The organism is Amycolatopsis sp. cg9 (genome assembly GCF_041346945.1).
Classification (GTDB): Bacteria; Actinomycetota; Actinomycetes; order Mycobacteriales; family Pseudonocardiaceae; genus Amycolatopsis.
The window spans coordinates 6,489,335-6,507,245 of record NZ_CP166850.1 but is presented as its reverse complement, the minus strand read 5'-3'; the positions used below and the strand labels follow the sequence as shown (position 1 = coordinate 6,507,245).

The following is a 17,911-nucleotide window of genomic DNA, read 5'->3' as shown; positions in this document are numbered from 1 at the left end:
TCCTCAGGAACGGGGGAAAACGGTGCCGTCGAACACCTTCCGCGCGGTCCGGAGCACGGTCGAGCGGCGGACGCGGGAGTCTTCGAATTCGATCGCCACGGCGAGTTTTCCGCTCGGGTGCTCGAGCTGGACGGGTCCGTTGCCGGTTTCGAGCAGCTCGTGGCCGACGGCGCCGTCGAGCAGCAGCGCCGTGACGACGCTGACGCCGCCGAGCACGCCGATCGACGGGTGCGGCTTGACCGGGATGAAGGTCCGGGTGCAGATGGCGCCGCCGTCGCGCGGCGCGGCGACCAGCGTGGTCTTGGGGATGGAGCTGCCGCGGACGTCGCCGAGGCCCATCAGCTTCCCGGCTTCGACGCGCAGGGCGTCGATCCGGCCGGCGAGCTCGGTGCCGGCGAGCTCCTCGACCGGCTCGTACCCGGTGATGCCGAGATCCGCGGCGCGCGCGACGACGACCGGCATTCCGTTGTCCACACAGGACACTTCGATGCCGCCGACGTCGTCGCGGACGCGGCCGGTGGGCAGCAGGCTGCCGCAGACGGATCCTTCGGTCCCGGTGAAGTCCAGCTCCACCGGGGCGGCGGTGCCGGGGACGCCGGAGATGGCCGTGCCGCCGCGGTAGTCGACTTCGCCGCCGGGGGTGGCGAACGTCGAGACGGCGATGGTTCCGGTGTTGACCAGCCGCACGCGCACGGTGGTGCGGTCGGGGCCGGCGGGCACGAGGCCGCGTTCGACGGCGAACTGCCCGACGCCGGCCAGGAGGTTGCCGCACGTCTGCCGGTCGGAGACGGTCGCTTCTTCGACGCCGAGCTGCAGGAACAGGTAGTCGACGTCGTGGCCGGGGTCGTCGGCGGCCGAGACGATCGCGACCTTGCTGGTGACCGGCTGGGCGCCGCCGAGGCCGTCGATCTGGCGCGGGTCGGGGGTGCCCATGATCCGCAGCAGCAGGTCGTCGCGGGCCGCGGGGTCGGCGGGCAGGTCCCCGGCGAGGAAGTAGGCGCCTTTCGAGGTGCCGCCCCGCATCAGCATGCAGCGGACGCCGGTCATGCCTGCTCCTTCTCGTACTCCTCGGCGGTCAGGTACCGGACGCCGAGGGCCTCGAGCTTTTCGCGCAGCCCGTAGCGGTCCAGGCCGAGCTGGCCGGTGGCGAACGCCTCCCGGGCGGCGGCTTCCTTTTCCAGGCGCGCTTTCGCGGCGTCCAGTCCGGTCAGGACATCCTCGCGGCGGACGCGCAGGACGCCGTCGTCGTCGGCGAGGATCGCGTCGCCCGGGCGGATCAGCTGGCCGCCGATGGCGACGGGGACGTTGACCGCGCCGGCGGTCGCCTTGACCGTGCCCTGCGCGCTGATCGCGGCCGACCACACCGGGAAGCCGAGGGCGCGCAGGTCGGTGACGTCGCGGACGCCGGTGGTGGTGACCAGCCCGCGCACCCCGCGGTGGCGCAGCGCGGTGGCGAAGAGTTCTCCGAAGAGCCCGTCCTGGCACGGCGAAGTCGTGGTGACGACGAGAACGTCGCCTTCGCGGCACTGCTCGACGGCCGCGTGGATCATCAGGTTGTCGCCGGGCCAGCAGAGCGCGGTGACGGCGGTGCCGCCGACGCGCACGCCGTCCTGGATGGGCCGCAGGCCGGGCCCGAGCAGCCCGGAGCGGCCGAGGGCCTCGTGCACGGTGGCGACGCCGTAGTCGGCCAGGCGCGTCACCTGCTCGAGGTCCGCGCGCGGTGGGTCGGTGACGATGACGGGCTTCATGCCTGCCACCGTACGGTTCCGTCTACAAGATTGTCAACAATCTTGTAGACGTCTTACGGGTGCAGCGGCGAAACCTCGGCGTCGGCCGCCTTGAGCGCCTCGATCACGCTGCCGAGGTGCACCCGCGCGGCTTCGGCCGCCCGCTCGGGGTGGTGCGCGCAGATGGCGTCGATGATCGCGAGGTGTTCCGGCAGCGAGACCTGCGGCCGGCCGGGCCGCATCGCCAGCCGGAACTGGTGCCGGACGCTCTGCCCGCGCAGCCGTTCGAGCACCTGCGCGGCCGTCTGCTGCCCGCTGATCTCGCGGACCCGCCGGTGCAGGCGCTGGTTGAGCCCGGAGTACCCGACGACGTCCCCGCTCGCGACGGCCTGGTGCATGAGCTCGCCGAGTTCGCGCAGCTCGCCGACCTCGGCGTCGGAAACACGCTCGGCCGCCTTGGCCGCGCACAGCGATTCGAGCATCATCCGCACCTCGGAGATCTCGACGGCCTCCTCCAGGGACACCGCGCGCACGCGGGCCCCGCGGTTCTGCACGCGCTCGACGAGCCCTTCGTTGGTGAGCTCGATCAGCGCGGCCCGCACGGTGGCGCGGCTCGCGGCGAACTGGGCGGACAGGTCCGCCTCGACCAGCCGCTGGTTGGGTACGAACTCGCCGCGGACGATGGCGTCCCGGATGGCCGCCACCACCGAACGCTCCCCCGGCTGCCGGTCCGCAGCACTCTCGGTCATACCCCGACTCCGTTTGTTGACAATTTTGTCGAGCACATCGTGTACTCGATCGTAGCTGGCAAGGAGGATTCTGCTATGACCGGAACCATCGCGGTACTCGGATTGGGGGAAGCGGGCAGCGAACTGGCCCGCGACCTGGCGGCGGCCGGGGCGGTGGTGCGCGCGTACGACCCGGCCGTCCGCGCCGCCGCGGCGGGCGTCGTCGTCACCGGGTCCGAAGCCGACGCGGCCGAGGGGGCCGAGCTCGTGCTCAGCGTGAACAGCGCTTCGGCGGCGGTCGACGCGCTTCGCGCCGGGCTCGCCGGCCTGCGCCCGGGTGCGGTCTGGGCCGACCTGAACACCGCCGCGCCCGGCACGAAGCGCCGACTGGCCGAACTCGCCGCCGCGCACGACGTCCCGTTCGCCGACGTCGCGATCATGGCCCCGGTCCCCGGCCGCGGTCTGCGCGTCCCCATGCTGAGCAGCGGAAAGGCCGCCGAAGCCGTCGCCGCCACCCTGAACGGCCTCGGCGCGGCCGTCGAGGTCGTGCCCGGGGAGGCCGGGCTCGCCGCCGAGCGCAAGCTGCTCCGCAGCGTGTTCTTCAAGGGCATGTCCGCCGCCGTGGTCGAAGCTCTCCAGGCCGCCCGCGCCGCCGGCTGCGAAGACTGGCTGCGCGAGGTCGTCGTCGGCGAACTGACCGCCGCCGGTGCCGCCACGGTGGACCGGCTGGTCAGCGGCTCCTACCGGCACGCCGTCCGCCGCACCGCCGAGATGGCGGCCGCCGCCGAGATGCTCGGGGAGCTCGACGTCCGGGCCGACGTCGCCGCGGCCGCCCGCGACCAGCTTCGGCACCTAGCTGATTCACAGGATTGTCAACAATCTTGAATTGAGTCTTGTGTTCAATATCTCACACGATGTAGCTTCGGACCTCTTCGCAGCCCCGGGACGAAAGGGACGAGGATGTCCGTACGAGAATCCGGCGGCTCGACCGCCGCCACGGTCCGGCTCTCGCTCCGGGTGACCGCGCTGTGCTGGGTCCTGGTCCTGCTCGACGGCCTGGACCTCTTCGTCTACGGCGCGACCCTGCCGGGCGTGCTGGCGGACAAGGGCTTCGGCCTGACCGCCGTCACCGGCGGGACGATCGGCAGCCTGACGACGTTCGGGATGATGCTCGGCGCGCTCTCGGCCGGCATCCTCACCGACCGGATCGGGCGCCGGAAGATCATCATCACCGGCGTCGTCGTCTTTTCGCTCGCCGCGGCCGCCAGCGCCGCCGCCCCGGCACCGCCCTGGTTCGGGGCAGCGCGGTTCGTCGCCGGCGTGGGGCTCGGCGGGCTGCTGCCGTCGGCGATCGCGATGGTCATGGAGTACGCGCCGGCGTGGCGGAGGAACCTCGCCGTCACCACGGTGATGACGGCGCACCAGGCGGGCGGCGCGCTGGCCGGCGCGCTCGGGATGACGCTGGTCGGATCGCTGGGCTGGCGCTCGGTGTACTGGCTGGGCGCGCTGCTGCTCGTCCCGGTGCTCCCGGCGATCGTCTTCCTGCTGCCCGAGTCGCTGACCTTCCTGCTGGCCAAGGGGAAGACCGAACGGGCGCAGGCGATCGCGGACCGGCACGCGGTCGCGCTGGCCGCGTTCGCCCCCGAACCGGCCGAGGACAAGCGCGGCGGCCTGCGGGGCCTGTTCACGCCGTCGGTCCGGCTGACGACGGTGCTGTTCTGGATCGCCTCCTTCGCCGGCCTGCTGCTGGTGTACGGCGTCAACACCTGGCTGCCGACGATGATGCGCGGCAGCGGTTACAACCTCGGCTCCGCGATCAGCTTCCTGCTGGTGATCAACCTGGGCGGCATCGCGGGCATGCTCGTCGCCGGCCGGCTCGCCGACCGGTTCGGGGCCCGGCCGGTCGCGATCACCTGGTTCGCCCTCACCGCGGGCGGCGTCGGCCTGCTGGCGGTGCACCTGCCGCTGGTGGTCACGTACCTCGTCGTGTTCCTCACCGGCGCGTGGCTGTTCAGCGCGCAGACGCTGATCTACGCGGCGGTCGGCGCCTACTACCCCGCCGACAGCCGCGCGACCGCCCTGGGCTGGGTCTCCGGCGTCGGCCGCCTCGGCGCGGTGTTCGGCCCCTGGCTCGGCGGCGTCCTGGTCGCGAGCGGACTGTCCACCTTGGGCTTCCTGGTCTTCGCGGTGGCCGGTCTCCTGGGCGCGGCGATGGTCGCCCTGATCCGGCGGACGGCGCAGGCCCGGCCCGTCGCGCAGACCGTCTGACCGCCCCCGGGCCGGCGGCGGCGCCTCGTTGTTATGTTCAGGGACGTTTTCCCGAGTTGAGGTGACCTTGTGACGGCCTGTCGTGCAGACAGGTGAAGGCCTCCGGATGTGAAGTGGAGCTGTCTAGGAACCGCTTCGCCCACCGGAGGCCTTCGTGTCCCACCCTAACGCCACCCTGACCCCACGCACCCGCCTGCGGCTCGCCCGCCTGATCGCAGCCGCCCGCACCACAGCCCGGCCCGCACCCCCGCACACCTCGTCCGGGCCATCGTGCGGCTGCGGTGGCTGCAGCGGCTGGGCCCGGTCCAGATCGGCGGCCGGCTCGACCTGCCCGCCTCCACGGCGCACGCGGTGCTGACCCGCTGCCGGATCAACCGCCTCTTCCGGCTCGACCGGGTCACCGGTGAGCCGTTGCGCCGCTACGAGCACGGCCATCCCGGGTCGCTGATCCACGTCGATGTCACCAAGTTCGGCAACATCCCCGACGGCGGCGGACACCGCTTCGTCGGCCGGCAGCAAGGCGAGATCAACAAACGAGCGACCCCGGGCCTGACCCGCGGCGCGGACTACAAGCCCCGCACCGGCACCGCCATGCTGCACACCGTCATCGATGATCACTCCCATGTCGCCTACGCCGAAATCCACGCCGACGAGACAGCAGTGACTGCCATCGCGGTGCGGCGCCGGGCAGTGGCCTGGTTCGCCGAGCTGGGCGTGATCGTCGAGCGGGTGCTGTCGGACAACGGGTCGGCCTACCGCTCGCACGCCTGGCGGGACACCTGCGCCGAGCTGGGCGTCGTCCCGAAACGGACCCGGCCCTACCGGCCCCAAACCAACGGCAAGATCGAACGGTTCCACCGCACCCTGGCCGAAGGCTGGGCCTACGCCGGGCGGCGCTACCAGGCTGGCTGCACTTCTACAATCATCACCGACCCCACTCATCCACCGGAGGCAAGCCACCGATCACCCGGCTGACCAACCTCCCCGGACATCACACCTCGTTCAGGACATCCCGGTCCCCGTCCCGGCCGGCTCGGCGGCGGTCTGGGCGAGCCGGGCCCGGCGGGTCCGCGGTCCGAACAGCGCCAGCACCACCGCGCCGACCAGCCAGGTGCCCGCGATGAAGAAGAACACGCTCTGGTAGCCACTGCCGTTGTACAGCGACGCCACGATCAGCGGCCCGGCCGCGTTCGACAGCCGCCCGAGGCCGTACGACACGCCCGTGCCCAGCGAGCGGCCGCGGGTGTCGAACAGCTCCGGCGAGTACGCGTACCCGAGAGCCGTGTAGCCGCGCTCGAACATGTTGACCAGGAAGCCGAAGACCACGATCAGGACCGGGTTGAACGTCAGCCCGTAGAACAGGCCGCACAGCGCGATGATCCCGCCGAACGCGACCAGGCACCACTTGCGCTCGAAGCGGTCGGTGACCAGGGCCGCCAGGTACGACCCGAGCGGCGCGCCGACCGTCGTCAGCGCCACGTAGAAGACCGACTTCTCGACGCTGAAGCCCTCCTTGGCCAGCAACGTCGGCGCCCAGCTCGAATACCCGAAGAACCCGATCGTCTGCGTCACCCACAGGACCGTGAGCAGCAGCGTGGGCAGCAGGTACTTCTTGCGCAGCAGCAACCGCAGCGGCGCCTTGGCCACCGGCGCTTCCTCGATCGGCGGCGCCGGCTCCGGCAGCGGGCCCTTCTCCGCCGCGACCAGCGCCTCGATCTCCCGCAGCACCGCGTCGGCCTTCGCGTGCTCGCCCCGGCTTTCGTACCAGCGCGGCGATTCCTTCAGCTGCCGGGTGAACAGCACCAGCAGGACGCCGAGCGCGCCCCACAGGTAGACCAGCCGCCACTCCCAGTCGCCGAGCGGGACCACGACGCTCGCGATCAGGTTGGTCACCGGCGTGCCGCAGATGCCGATCACGATCGCGTAGGCCTGGTACTTGCCGCGGTTGGCCGCCGGGTAGAGCTCGTTGACGTAGATGACCGCGACGACGGTCATCGCCGAGAGGCCGGCCGAAGTGAGGACGCGGAACACGCCCAGCGACACGACGTCCCAGGAGAACACCGCGGCGAACGAGAAGACGCCGAACCAGACGGTGGTCCACATCAGCGCGTTCTTCCGGCCCCAGCGGTCGGCGATCGTGCTCGCGACGACGGACCCGAAGAACATCCCGACGAACGACAGCGAGGTCACGTACGCGACCTGGTCGACCGTCACGCCCCACAGCTTGATGAGCTTGGGCGCGGTGGTGGCGAAGCTGTTGATGTCCGCGAACTCGAAGAAGTACGCGAACGAGACGGCGATCAGGGTGATCTTGTGGAAGCGCGAGATCGGCAGGCGGTTCAGCCGGTTGAGCGCGTTGGCGTGCTGCATTGCATGCCCTTCGGGGGGTTTCAGGCGGTTTCGCCGGGCCAGTAGAGGCGCATCGGGTTGTCGACCAGCAGCTTCCGCTGCGCCGCCGCGGTTTCCGCGATCAGCGGCACGTGGTCGACGAGCAGCCCGTCGTCGGGCATGTGGCTCTTGAGGTTCGGGTGCGGCCAGTCGGTCCCCCACAGCACCCGGTCGGGGAACTCCTCGACGACGCGGCGGGCGAACGGCACGACGTCGGTGTAGGCGTGCCGTTCGCCGTCCAGGGCCGGCGGCCCGGTCACGGTGAGCCGCTCGGGGCAGCTCACCTTCACCCAGACGTCGGTGCGGCCGGCGAAGCGCAGGAACCGCTCGAACTCCTCGCCCCGCACCGGTTTCGTGACGTCCGGCCGTCCCATGTGGTCGATCACCAGCGGCACCGGCAGCGTCCCGAAGAAGTCCTCGAGCCCGGGCAGGTCGGCGGCTTCGAAGTAGAGCACGACGTGCCAGCCGAGCGGGGCGATCTTCTTCGCGATCGCGGCCAGGTCCTCCGTGGGCGCCGCGTCGACCAGCCGTTTGACGAAGTTGAACCGCACGCCCCGGACGCCGGCCGCGTCGAGCTCGCGCAGTTCCGCGTCCCCGATGTCGGGCCGCACGGTCGCGACGCCGCGGGCGCGCTCGCCGGCCGCGCGGACGGCGTCGAGCATCGCGGAGTTGTCGGCGCCGTGGCAGGTGGCCTGCACGACGACGTTCCGGGACACCCCGAGGTGGTCGCGCAGCGCGAAGAGCTGGTCCTTGCTCGCGTCGCAGGGCGTGTACTTCCGCTCGGGCGCGAACGGGAACTCCGCCTGCGGCCCGAAGACGTGGCAGTGGGCGTCGACCGCGCCGGGCGGCAGGGAGAAGTCCGGTGTGGCCGGACCGGCGTACCAGTCCAGCCAGCCCGGCGTCTTGGGCGCGGTCACCGGCCCTGCCCCTTCAGCAGCGCGTCCAGGCGCGGGTAGACGGTACGGGCGTTGTGCTCCCGGATCGCCGCCCAGTCCGCTTCGGACAGTTTCGCTTCGGCGTACCGGCGGGTGTCGTCGAAGTGGTGGCCGGTGCGCGGGTCGACGCTGCGGACCGCGCCGATCATCTCGGACGCGAAGAGGATGTTGCGGGCCGGGACGACGTCGAAGAGCAGGTCGGACCCCGGCTGGTGGTAGACGCAGGTGTCGAAGAAGACGTTGCCCAGCACGTGGTCCTCGAGCTCGGGCTTGCCCAGCGCCATGGCGAGGCCGCGGAACCGGCCCCAGTGGTAGGGCACCGCGCCGCCGCCGTGCGGGATGATCAGCCGCAGCGCCGGGAAGTCGGTGAACAGGTCGCCCTGCACGAGCTGCATGAACGCGGTCGTGTCGGCGTTGAGGTAGTGCGCGCCGGTCGTGTGGAACGCCGGGTTGACGCTGGTGGAGACGTGCACCATCGCCGGGATGTCGTACTCCACCATCTTCTCGTAGATCGGGTACCACGACCGGTCGGTCAGCGGCGGGGCCGTCCAGTGCCCGCCGCTGGGGTCGGGGTTGAGGTTCAGCGCGACGGCGCCGTACTCCTCGACGCAGCGGGTCAGCTCGGGGAGGCAGGTGGCCGGGTCGACGCCCGGGGACTGCGGGAGCATCGCCGCGGGGGCGAACCGGTCCGGGTAGAGCGTGCTCACTCGGTGGCAGAGCTCGTTGCAGAGGGCGGCCCACTCCGACGACGTCTCGAAGCCGCCGACGTGGTGGGCCATGAAGGACGCGCGGGGCGAGAAGATCGTCAGGTCGATCCCGCGTTCGTCCATCAGCTTCAGCTGGTTCGGCTCGATCGTCTCGCGCAGTTCGTCGTCACTGATCCGCAGGTCGGCCCGCACGGGCGCGGCGGCAGAGCCGGCCAGGGCGGCGATCTGCCGGTCGCGCCACGCCGCGAGCGCGGGCGGTGCGGTGGTGTAGTGGCCGTGGCAGTCGATGATCAAGGTCAATCCTCGTCGCTTCGCGGTGCTTGTCGGTCGCACCCTAATCGTCGATGAAATTGTTTACAATATCTGCGACGAGGTTGTGACCGTGCGCTGCGCACCCCGGACCGCCCGTGACGGGCTACCCGGGCCGCAAGGTTCCGGCGGCCGTCCGCCGCCCGGACCGGTCGCGGACGGCCGTCGCCGTCGCGTCCGCGCCCGGCCGGGCCGAGGCGATCAGCCCCTGGAAGTCGAACAGCGGCGCCACGAGCCGGTACTCGAAGGCCAGCGGCCCGGCGACCCCGCGGGCCCGGGCGGCTTCGGCCATCGCGACCGCCTGCAGCGGCCCGTGGGTGAGCAGGCCGGGGTAGCCCTCCACGTCGCGGCAGTAGTCGCGGTCGTAGTGGATGCGGTGGGCGTTGTAGGTCAGCGCCGAGAAGCGGAACAGCAGCGTGGGCGTCACGTCCAGGGCCCACTCCCCCACCTCCGGCGGCACCTCCGGACCGTCGGCCGGCGGCGCCTCCCCGGTGGTGGCCCCGCGGTAGACGATGTCCTGCTCTTCGTCGACGACGAGCCGGCCGGCCTGGTGGATGCGGTGGGCCACCGTCACGAAGGTGAGCGGCCCGGACCGGCCCTGCTTCTCGCGCGTCGCCAGGACTTCCGAGCGGCGGGTCGCCTCCTCGCCCCAGCGGAGTTCCCCGGTCGTGCGCACCCGGCCGCCGGCCCACATGCGCCGCCCGGGCGGCGTCCCGGGGCGCACCGGATGCCCGTCCGCGCCCAGGTCGGCCTGGGCGGGCCGGTCGAGCAGGTACACCCAGTGCCACAGCAGCGGCAGGACGCCGTCTTCAGGGACCGGGACCCCGAGCAGCGCACCCAGGGCGCGGGCGGGCCCGGGGAGGATCGGTTCGGTGCTCACGCGCGATCACCGCCGATCGGGTGGCGCTTGACCAGCTGCCGCGCGATGACCGTGCGCTGGATTTCGTTGGTGCCCTCGCCGACGATCATCAGCGGCGCGTCCCGGAAGTAGCGTTCGACGTCGAACTCCGTGGAGTAGCCGTAGCCGCCGTGGATGCGCACCGCGGCCAGCGCGACCTCCATCGCGGTCTCCGAGGCGAACAGCTTCGCCATGCCGGCTTCGAGGTCGGCCCTTTCCCCGGAGTCGTAGCGGCGGGCGGCGTGGCGGACGAGCTGGCGCGCCGCCTCCAGCTTGGTGGCCATGTCGGCCAGGTGGTTGCCGACCGACTGGTGCTGCCAGATCGGCTTCCCGAACGCCTCGCGTTCCTGGGCGTAGCGCAGGGAATCCTCCAGCGCGGCGCGGCCGACGCCGAGCGCGCGCGAGGCGACCTGGATCCGGCCGATCTCCAGGCCCCGCATCATCTGCGCGAAGCCCTTGCCCTCGACCCCGCCCAGCAGCGACGTCGACGGCGTCCGGAAGTCCACAAAGGACAACTCGCAGCTCTCGACGCCCTTGTACCCGAGCTTCGGCAGGTCGCGGGCGACCTCGAAGCCCGGCCCGTGCTCGACGAGCAGGATGCTGATGCCCGCGTGCGCGGGTTCGGCGTGCGGATCGGTCTTGCACAGCAGCGCGACGAGCTGCGAGCGGCGGGCGTTGGTGATCCACGTCTTGGCGCCGTCGACGACGTAGCCGTCCCCGTCGCGGCGGGCGGTGGTGCGCAGGGCCTGCAGGTCGGAGCCGCCACCCGGCTCGGTCAGCGCCATCGTCGCGCGGACCTCGCCGGTGGCCAGCCGCGGCAGGTAGTGGTCCTGCTGCTCGCGCGTGCCGTGCTCGGCGATGAGCTTCGCGACCACGGTGTGCCCGCCCATCGCGCCGGCCAGGCTCATCCAGCCGCGCGCCAGCTCCTCGGTGATCGCGGCGTAGCACTGCGCGGACACCTGCGCCTCGCCCCACGGCTCGGGGACGGCCAGCCCGAAGACGCCGAGCCGCTTCATCTGCTCGATGAGCGCCTCGGGGTAGGTGTCGGCGTGGTCCAGTTCCCGCGCCGACGGCCGGACGTCGCGGTCCACGAAGTCGCGCACCACCGCGACGATCGCGGCCTCCTCTTCGGTCAGCCCGTCCATTCCCGGTCCTCTCGGTCGGCTGACCCCATCTTCACCGCTCGGGCGGCACGGCGCCGGAAATTACCAAAGGTAAGTTCTGCCGGCTTCTTGACATGACCAATGGTCAGGAGGAGGGTACTGGCCACCCGATTCGTCTAGACCAATCGGCCTCCCCGCGGACGGCATCCCCAGGAGGAGACCCATGTCCCGCACCACCCGGACCACCACCGCAGCCCTGACGAGCATCGCCACCGTGGCCGCCACGGCCCTGATCCTCTCCGGCGGGGCCGACGCCAGCCCGTCGGCCGCCGCGGCCGCCGACTGCGGTGTGCTCTTCGACGACTTCCACTACGCCTCGCCCACCGACTCCGCCTTCAGCGGGGCCGGGTGGACCACCCGCAACGACGTCGGCAGCCCCGGTGTGCCCGGGGCTCGGTGGCTGACCGGCAACGTCAGCTTCCCTGCCGTCAACGGCGAACGCGTCGCCCAGCTGACCGCGAGCACCGACGGCTCCGCGAACGGCACCACGCACGCCGAGCTGTACCAGAACCAGCTGCGGTTCTTCGAAGGCACGTACGCCAGCCGCGTCCGCTTCACCGACGCGCCGGACAGCGGCACCGACGGCGACCACGTCAACGAGACCTACTTCACGATCTCGCCGCTGCGGTACGACCGCGACCCGCTCTACAGCGAGCTGGACTTCTCCGAATACCTGCCCAACGGCGGCTGGGGCGGCTCGCAGGCGAACTACCAGACCAGCTGGTACACCTACTGGAACAACCCGACGTGGGACGGCCTGCGCACGTCCACCGCGCAGAACCGCAGCCTGGCCGGCTGGCACGACATCGTCACGCAGGTCTCCGGCGGGCACGTCAAGTACTACATCGACGGCGTCCTGACCGCCGACCACACCACCGACGCCCAGGGCAACCCGGTCTACCCGCGCACGCCGATGTCGATCAACTACAACATGTGGTTCATCGACACGGCGGGCCACACGAGCGGGAACAGCGTCTACACCGAGCAGGTGGACTGGACCTACTACGCCGGCAACCAGGTCGTCGCACCCGCGGACGCCACGGCGAAGGCCGCGCAGTACCGGACCGCCGGAACGGCCCACGTGGACACCGTCACCGGGTGCACCACCCCGACCAGCCCGCCGCCGACCACGACCACCAAGCCGACCACCCCCACGACGCCGACGACCCCGACCACGCCGTCCCAGCCCGCCGACTGCTCGACGGCGCCGGAATGGGACTGGGGCACGGTGTACCTCGGCGGCCAGCGCGTGAAGCACAGCGCCCACCTCTGGCAGGCGAACTGGTGGACCCAGGGCTCCGAGCCCGGTCTCACCGCCCAGTGGGCCGACCTCGGCCACTGCTGACCCCGCACCCCCTCACGCCTCCCGGGAATCCCCATGCGCAGACGCATCCTCGCCGCCGCACTGGCCGTCACCGCCCTGACCGCCAGTGCCTGCGGCGCCGAAACCCCCGCGCCCGCCGCCGGCGGGAACACGCTGACCGTCTGGCTGATGAACGGCGACCTGAGCGACAAGGCCACCGCGGCGATCACCGCCGCGTTCGAAAAGGCCACCGGCGCGAAGGTCACCGTCCAGATCCAGGAATGGGACAACATCAACACCAAGATCAGCACCGCGCTGGCGCAGGACACCACGCCGGACGTCATCGAGATCGGCAACACGAACGTCCCGCTGTTCGCCGCCAACGGCGCGCTGACCGACCTCACGCCGCACCGCGCCGAACTGGCCGCGGGCCAGACCTGGCTGCCCGGCCTGATCGGACCGGCCACTGTGGACGACCACGTCTACGCGGCGCCGCTGTTCGCGGGCAACCGCTCGGTCATCTACGACAAGCAGGTCTGGGCCGACGCCGGCGTCACCGCCCCACCCAAGACCTACGCCGAACTCACCGCCGCGCTCGACAAGATCAAGGCGAAGCACCCGGCGCCGGACTACTCGGTCTTCCACTTCCCCGGCAAGTACTGGTTCGGCGCGCTGCAGTTCGTCTGGGACGCCGGTGGCCGGATCGCCACGCAGAAGGACGGCAAGTGGGCCGGCGCCCTCGAAAGCCCCGAGGCGCAGCGGGGGTTGCAGGCCTGGAAGGACTTCCAGAACGCCTACTCCTCCGCGGCGTCCCGCAACGTCGACACCAAGGCACCCGACCAGGCCGCGATCTTCTCCGCCGGCGGCGCGGCGGCCATCCTCGACACGAGCGTCAACACCGTGGTCAAGAACAAGCCGGAGCTCAAGGACCGGCTGGGCACCTTCCCCTTCCCCAGCGCCACCCCCGGCAAGACGCAGCCGGTGTTCCTCGGCGGGTCCGACCTGGCGATCGCGGCGAAGAGCCGCAACCAAGACCTCGCGCTCGCCTTCGTCAAGGCGGCGACCGACCCGGCCGTGCAGCGCGACGCGATCGTCGGCATCGACGGCTGGACCCCGATCTCGACCGAGCTGATCGACCGGATCACCCCGTCGCTGCCGCCGCTCAACGCCGCGTTCGCCACCGCGGCCAAGACCAGCGTCGCGACGCCGGCCGCGCCCGGCTGGGCGACGATCGAGAGTGACAAGTCGATCAACACGTTCTTCGCCGACATCGCGACCGGGCGCAAGCCGATCGCCCAGGCGGCCAAGGACTTCGACGCCCACCTCACCGAAGCGCTCAACACCCGCTGACCGGCGGGGTGGCCCGGCCGACCGCCGTCCCCGCCGGGCCGCCCCGCCCCTTTCCCGCTTCCGAGAAGGAGTTCCCGTGTTGCTCGTGAAAGCGCGGCCGCGCGCGCCGGAAAGACCGGCGGCGCCCCGGCGGCGCCGATCGCTGCTGCCGTACGGCCTGCTCCTGCCCGCGGCCGCGCTGCTCGGGCTGGTGCTCGGCTACCCGCTGCTGCGGCTGGTCGTCATCTCGCTGCAGGAGTACGGCCTGCGGTCGCTGTTCACCGGCACGACGGGCTTCGCGGGCTGGGACAACTACGCCGCCGTGCTCGGCGACGGCCAGCTGCTCCCGGTGCTCGCCCGCAGCGTCGGGTTCTGCGCCGCGCTGGTGCTCGGCACGCTCCTCATCGGCTTCGGGGTCGCCCTCATGCTGCGCAAGCTGGGCCGCGGGATGCGCACGGCGGTGACGCTGTGCCTGATCGCCGCCTGGGCACTGCCGAACGTGGCGTCCACCCTGGTCTGGCAGTGGCTCTTCCAGCCCGGGTACGGCGTGGTGAACTGGCTGCTGACCCGGCTCGGTTTCGGGGACCTCACCCAGCACGACTGGACGACCTCGCCCGCGTCGGCGTTCACCCTGGTGTGGCTGCTCGTCGTCTGGCAGTCGGTGCCGTTCGTCGCGCTCACGCTCTACGCCGGGCTTTCGCAGATCCCGCAGTCCTACTACGAAGCGGCGGCGCTCGACGGCGCCGGGCCGTGGCGGGCGCACCGCACGATCACGCTGCCGTTCCTGCAGCCGATCCTCGGCCTGGTCACGATCCTCTCCGTCATCTGGGACTTCACCGTGTTCAACCAGATCTGGATCCTCACCCAGGGCGGCCCGGACGGCGGCACCACGACGCTCGGCATCTGGACGTTCACCCGCGCCTTCAGCCGCAACGACTTCGGCCAGGGCGCGGCGATCGCCGTCGTCTCGGTCGCGCTGCTCGTCGGGCTGACCGCGGTGTACGTGCGCCGGCTCGTCCGGTCCGGGGAGGACCTGTGATCCGGCGCGCCGGCCGGAATGCCGCGGCCGCCACCTTCTGCCTCGTGTGGATCTTCCCGGTGTACTGGATGGTGCTCACGGCGTTCAAGCCGGCGGGGAAGATCCTCAGCCCCACCCCGGAGTTCCTGCCCTTCGACGTCACCTTCGACAACTTCGCGAGCGCCCTCGCCAAGCCGGGGTTCCTCCAGGACCTCCTCAACAGCGTCGTGGTCGTCGTGGCCGTCGTCGCACTGTCCATCGTGGTCGCGTTCCTCGCGGCGACGGCGCTGACGCGGTTCCGGTTCTTCGGGCGCCGCAGCTTCCTCGTCGGGGTGCTGGTGCTGCAGATGGTCCCGGTGCCCGCGCTGGTCATCCCGCTGTTCCTCAGCCTGAAGAGCGCGCACCTGCTCGACACGCTCTTCGGCCTGGTGCTCACGTACGTGGCGCTCGTGCTGCCGTTCACGATCTGGACGCTGCGCGGGTTCCTGCACGGCATCCCCGTCGAACTGGAGGAGGCGGCGATGGTCGACGGCGCGACGCGCGGGCGCGTCATGCGCTCGGTCCTGCTGCCGCTCGTGCTGCCCGGGCTGATCGCGACCAGCGTGTTCGCCTTCATCACCGCGTGGAACGACTTCCTGTTCGCCTACGTGATCATGAAGGACAGCTCGGGCTACACGCTGCCGGTCTGGCTGGTCTCCTTCAGCACCAGCACGGGCACCGACTACGGCGGCCTCATCGCCGCGTCGACGCTGTTCGCGCTGCCCGTCGTCGTCTTCTTCGCGCTGGTGCAGCGCCACCTGGTCGAGGGCATGACCGCGGGCGCGGTGAAGGGCTGATGCTCATCCCCCACCCCGCGCGGCTGACCCGCCGCGCCGGTTCCTTCACGCCCGCCGGCGTCCAGGCGGGACCCGGCACCGAAGGACCGGCCCGGCTGCTCGCCGAGTACGCGGACCTCCCGCTCGTCTACAGTGGACCCGTCATCCGGCTCGCCCTGGAACCGGGTTTCGGGCCCGAGGAATACGCCCTCGACATCACCCCGGAAAGCGCGCTCTTGACCGCGGCCACGGAAGCGGGCCTGCTCGCCGGCGTGCAGACGGTCCGCCAGCTGCTCCCCCGGCTCGACTGCCTGACGATCCGCGACGCGCCCCGGCTGCCGTGGCGCGGGGTGCTGCTCGACGTCGCCCGGCACTTCCTGCCGCTGGAGTTCCTCCGGGAGTTCGTCGATCTGCTGGCGCTGCACAAGTACAACGTCCTGCACCTGCACCTCACCGACGACCAGGGCTGGCGGATCGAGGTCGACGGGTGGCCCCGGCTCACCGAGATCGGGGCGTGGCGCACGGAATCGATGATCGGGGCCGCGGGCAGCGGCGTCTTCGACGGCGTTCCCCACGGCGGCTCCTACACCCAGCGGGAGCTTCGGGACCTGGTCGCCTTCGCCGCCGGGCGCGGCGTGCGGATCGTGCCGGAGATCGACCTGCCCGGCCACGTCCGCGCGGCGCTGGCCGCCTACCCCGAACTCGGCAACCGGCCGGACGTGCGGCTTCCGGTGTGGACGGAGTGGGGCATCAGCCCGGACATCCTCGGCGTCCACGACGGCGCGCTCGCCTTCTGCCGGGACGTGCTCACGCAGGTCGCGGACGTCTTCCCGGGGCCGCACCTGCACATCGGCGGCGACGAATGCCCGACGACGCAGTGGGAAACCAGCCCGGTCGCGCGGGAGAAGGCGGCGCGGCTCGGGTTGCGCACCACCGCCGAACTCCACCCGTGGTTCCTCGGCGAGCTGCACCGCGTGGTCGCCGGGCTCGGCAGGCGGGCGGTGTGCTGGGACGAGACCGGCCACGCCGCGGGCCGGCTGCCCGCCGAGCTGGTCGTCACCGCGTGGCGCGACGCCGCGCACGGCGCGCTGGCCGTGTCCCGCGGCCACCAGGTCGTGATGGCCCCGCACACCTCGACGTACTTCGACTACCGGCAGACCGAAGAACCGGGCGAGCCGCCCCGCGAACCCGTGACGACGCTGGAGGACGTCTACCGCTTCGACCCGCTGGCCGGCGGCCTCCCGGTCAGCGACGGCACCCGGCCGGGTGTGCTCGGGACGCAGGCCCAGCTGTGGACCGAGCACGCGCCGACCCCCGACCACGTGCGCCACCTGGCGTTCCCGCGGCTGTGCGCGCTGGCCGAACGGGCGTGGTCGCCACCGGGCCGCGGTTATGCTGATTTCCACCAGCGCCTGGCCGGGCACCTCACCCGGCTGCGCGCGCTGGGTGCCCTGCCGAAGGAGCGCGTCCGGTTCGCCGGTGCGGTCCCCGTACCCGAAAAGACGGTGCCTTGACCGCTGAGCCATCCGGGGCTCCGCCCCAGGCCGGGGGCTCCGCCACCCGGGGCCCCCGAAACGAAGGTGGCGAGCCGGCGGACCGGCCGCCCACCGTGAAGCGCGACCGCGTCCGGCGGCACCTGCTGAAGGTGATCGAGAACGCCGGCCCCGGCACCGGCCTGGCCTCCGAGCGGGACCTGGCCGCGGAGCTGGGCGTCTCGCGCCCGACCGTCCGGGCGGCGATCGACGAGCTGACCCGCACCGGGCTCCTGGTGCGCCAGCGCGGCCGCGGCACGTTCACCAGCCCGCAGAAGGTCACCCAGGAACTGGCCACCGGGCTCGCCGTCCCGCCCGCGGAAGGGCACTGGACCAGCCGGGTCGTCGCGTTCACCACGGCACCGGCGGCCCGCTCGCTCGCCGGCGAGCTGGAGTGCGAGCCGGGTACGCCGGTCCTGCGCGTCACCCGGGTCCGGTACGTCGACGACGAGCCGATCGCGATCGAAAGCCTGGCGCTGCCGGCGTCGCTGGTCCCGGGCCTGCGGCCGGCCGAGCTCGAGACCGGCAACTTCTACCGGCTGCTGCGGGAGCGCTTCGGGATCGCCGTGCAGGACGCGGTGCAGACGATCGAGCCCGCGGTGACCAACCCGGACCAGGCCGAGCTGCTGGAAATCGCGGTGTACGCGCCGATCCTGCACATCGAGCGGCTGACCCGCGACACGACCGGCCGCGTGGTCGAGCTGACCCGCTCGGTCTACCGGGGCGACCGGTACCGCATCACGTCGAAACTCCGCTTCGACGCCGAATCCGGTTGATCGCGCATCCGGAAA

The 17,911-nt window shown here is 71.8% G+C and carries 16 protein-coding genes and 1 pseudogene; 9 read left to right on the top strand and 8 right to left on the bottom strand.

Translation table 11 applies throughout. The features are described from left to right. Positions 1–3: 3 nt before the first annotated feature. Genes AB5J73_RS30265 through AB5J73_RS30255 form a run of 3 tightly spaced genes read right to left on the bottom strand, consistent with a single transcriptional unit; the run spans position 4 to position 2,476 of the window. Positions 4–1,047, bottom strand: a complete 1,044-nt coding sequence (locus AB5J73_RS30265; RefSeq protein ID WP_370962071.1) for a 4-oxalomesaconate tautomerase — start codon at positions 1,045–1,047, stop codon at positions 4–6. Beyond that, entirely contained in the window at positions 1,044–1,748 is a 705-nt protein-coding gene (locus AB5J73_RS30260) for a 4-carboxy-4-hydroxy-2-oxoadipate aldolase/oxaloacetate decarboxylase (RefSeq protein WP_370962070.1), read from the bottom strand. Before AB5J73_RS30260 ends, AB5J73_RS30265 begins: the two co-directional genes overlap by 4 nt. A gap of 53 nt (positions 1,749–1,801) precedes the next feature. Next, a complete protein-coding gene (locus AB5J73_RS30255) occupies positions 1,802–2,476 on the bottom strand; it encodes a GntR family transcriptional regulator (protein ID WP_370962069.1) in 675 nt (224 codons plus the stop codon). Positions 2,477–2,551: 75 nt separating this feature from the next. On the opposite strand from AB5J73_RS30255, the gene AB5J73_RS30250 reads away from it, so the two are divergent. The 3 genes and pseudogenes from AB5J73_RS30250 to AB5J73_RS30240 form a co-directional block, all read left to right on the top strand. Then, on the top strand, positions 2,552–3,340 hold the full coding sequence (locus AB5J73_RS30250) for an NAD(P)-binding domain-containing protein (protein WP_370962068.1): 789 nt from the start codon (positions 2,552–2,554) through the stop codon (positions 3,338–3,340). Positions 3,341–3,415: 75 nt separating this feature from the next. Next, the gene (locus AB5J73_RS30245; RefSeq protein WP_370962067.1) at positions 3,416–4,723 is read left to right on the top strand and encodes an MFS transporter; all 1,308 of its coding nucleotides are present in this window, start codon (positions 3,416–3,418) and stop codon (positions 4,721–4,723) included. A 175-nt stretch (positions 4,724–4,898) separates the two neighbouring features. Next, positions 4,899–5,718: pseudogene (locus tag AB5J73_RS30240) on the top strand (IS481 family transposase); the annotation flags it as partial. Positions 5,719–5,725: 7 nt separating this feature from the next. Here AB5J73_RS30240 and AB5J73_RS30235 read toward each other — a convergent pair. The 5 genes from AB5J73_RS30235 to AB5J73_RS30215 form a co-directional block, all read right to left on the bottom strand. Further along, complete coding sequence (locus tag AB5J73_RS30235) at positions 5,726–7,093, bottom strand: MFS transporter (RefSeq protein ID WP_370962066.1); 1,368 nt, start codon at positions 7,091–7,093, stop codon at positions 5,726–5,728. Between the two features lie 20 nt (positions 7,094–7,113). Further along, positions 7,114–8,028 carry an amidohydrolase family protein gene (locus AB5J73_RS30230; protein WP_370962065.1) on the bottom strand — a complete coding sequence of 305 codons (915 nt, stop codon included), beginning with the start codon at positions 8,026–8,028 and terminating at the stop codon, positions 7,114–7,116. Continuing rightward, the gene (locus AB5J73_RS30225) at positions 8,025–9,047 is read right to left on the bottom strand and encodes an amidohydrolase family protein (protein WP_370962064.1); all 1,023 of its coding nucleotides are present in this window, start codon (positions 9,045–9,047) and stop codon (positions 8,025–8,027) included. Before AB5J73_RS30225 ends, AB5J73_RS30230 begins: the two co-directional genes overlap by 4 nt. Before the next feature lie 121 nt (positions 9,048–9,168). After that, positions 9,169–9,942 carry a MaoC family dehydratase N-terminal domain-containing protein gene (locus AB5J73_RS30220; protein WP_370962063.1) on the bottom strand — a complete coding sequence of 258 codons (774 nt, stop codon included), beginning with the start codon at positions 9,940–9,942 and terminating at the stop codon, positions 9,169–9,171. Further along, a complete protein-coding gene (locus AB5J73_RS30215) occupies positions 9,939–11,105 on the bottom strand; it encodes an acyl-CoA dehydrogenase family protein (protein ID WP_370962062.1) in 1,167 nt (388 codons plus the stop codon). Before AB5J73_RS30215 ends, AB5J73_RS30220 begins: the two co-directional genes overlap by 4 nt. Positions 11,106–11,286: 181 nt before the next feature. Between AB5J73_RS30215 and AB5J73_RS30210 the strand changes: the two genes are divergently transcribed. The 6 genes from AB5J73_RS30210 to AB5J73_RS30185 all read left to right on the top strand — a co-directional run bounded on the left by AB5J73_RS30210 (position 11,287) and on the right by AB5J73_RS30185 (position 17,896). Further along, positions 11,287–12,468 carry a carbohydrate-binding protein gene (locus AB5J73_RS30210; RefSeq protein WP_370962061.1) on the top strand — a complete coding sequence of 394 codons (1,182 nt, stop codon included), beginning with the start codon at positions 11,287–11,289 and terminating at the stop codon, positions 12,466–12,468. A 33-nt stretch (positions 12,469–12,501) separates the two neighbouring features. Next, on the top strand, positions 12,502–13,776 hold the full coding sequence (locus AB5J73_RS30205) for an extracellular solute-binding protein (protein WP_370962060.1): 1,275 nt from the start codon (positions 12,502–12,504) through the stop codon (positions 13,774–13,776). Between the two features lie 76 nt (positions 13,777–13,852). Beyond that, positions 13,853–14,794, top strand: a complete 942-nt coding sequence (locus AB5J73_RS30200; RefSeq protein WP_370962059.1) for a carbohydrate ABC transporter permease — start codon at positions 13,853–13,855, stop codon at positions 14,792–14,794. Further along, positions 14,791–15,609 (top strand): carbohydrate ABC transporter permease, encoded by an 819-nt coding sequence (locus AB5J73_RS30195; RefSeq protein ID WP_370962058.1) that lies wholly within the window; start codon positions 14,791–14,793, stop codon positions 15,607–15,609. Before AB5J73_RS30200 ends, AB5J73_RS30195 begins: the two co-directional genes overlap by 4 nt. Then, complete coding sequence (locus AB5J73_RS30190) at positions 15,609–17,102, top strand: beta-N-acetylhexosaminidase (RefSeq protein WP_370962057.1); 1,494 nt, start codon at positions 15,609–15,611, stop codon at positions 17,100–17,102. Before AB5J73_RS30195 ends, AB5J73_RS30190 begins: the two co-directional genes overlap by 1 nt. 95 nt (positions 17,103–17,197) lie before the next feature. Further along, positions 17,198–17,896, top strand: coding sequence for a GntR family transcriptional regulator (locus AB5J73_RS30185; RefSeq protein ID WP_160701166.1), 699 nt, complete (start codon positions 17,198–17,200; stop codon positions 17,894–17,896). Positions 17,897–17,911: the final 15 nt, after the last annotated feature.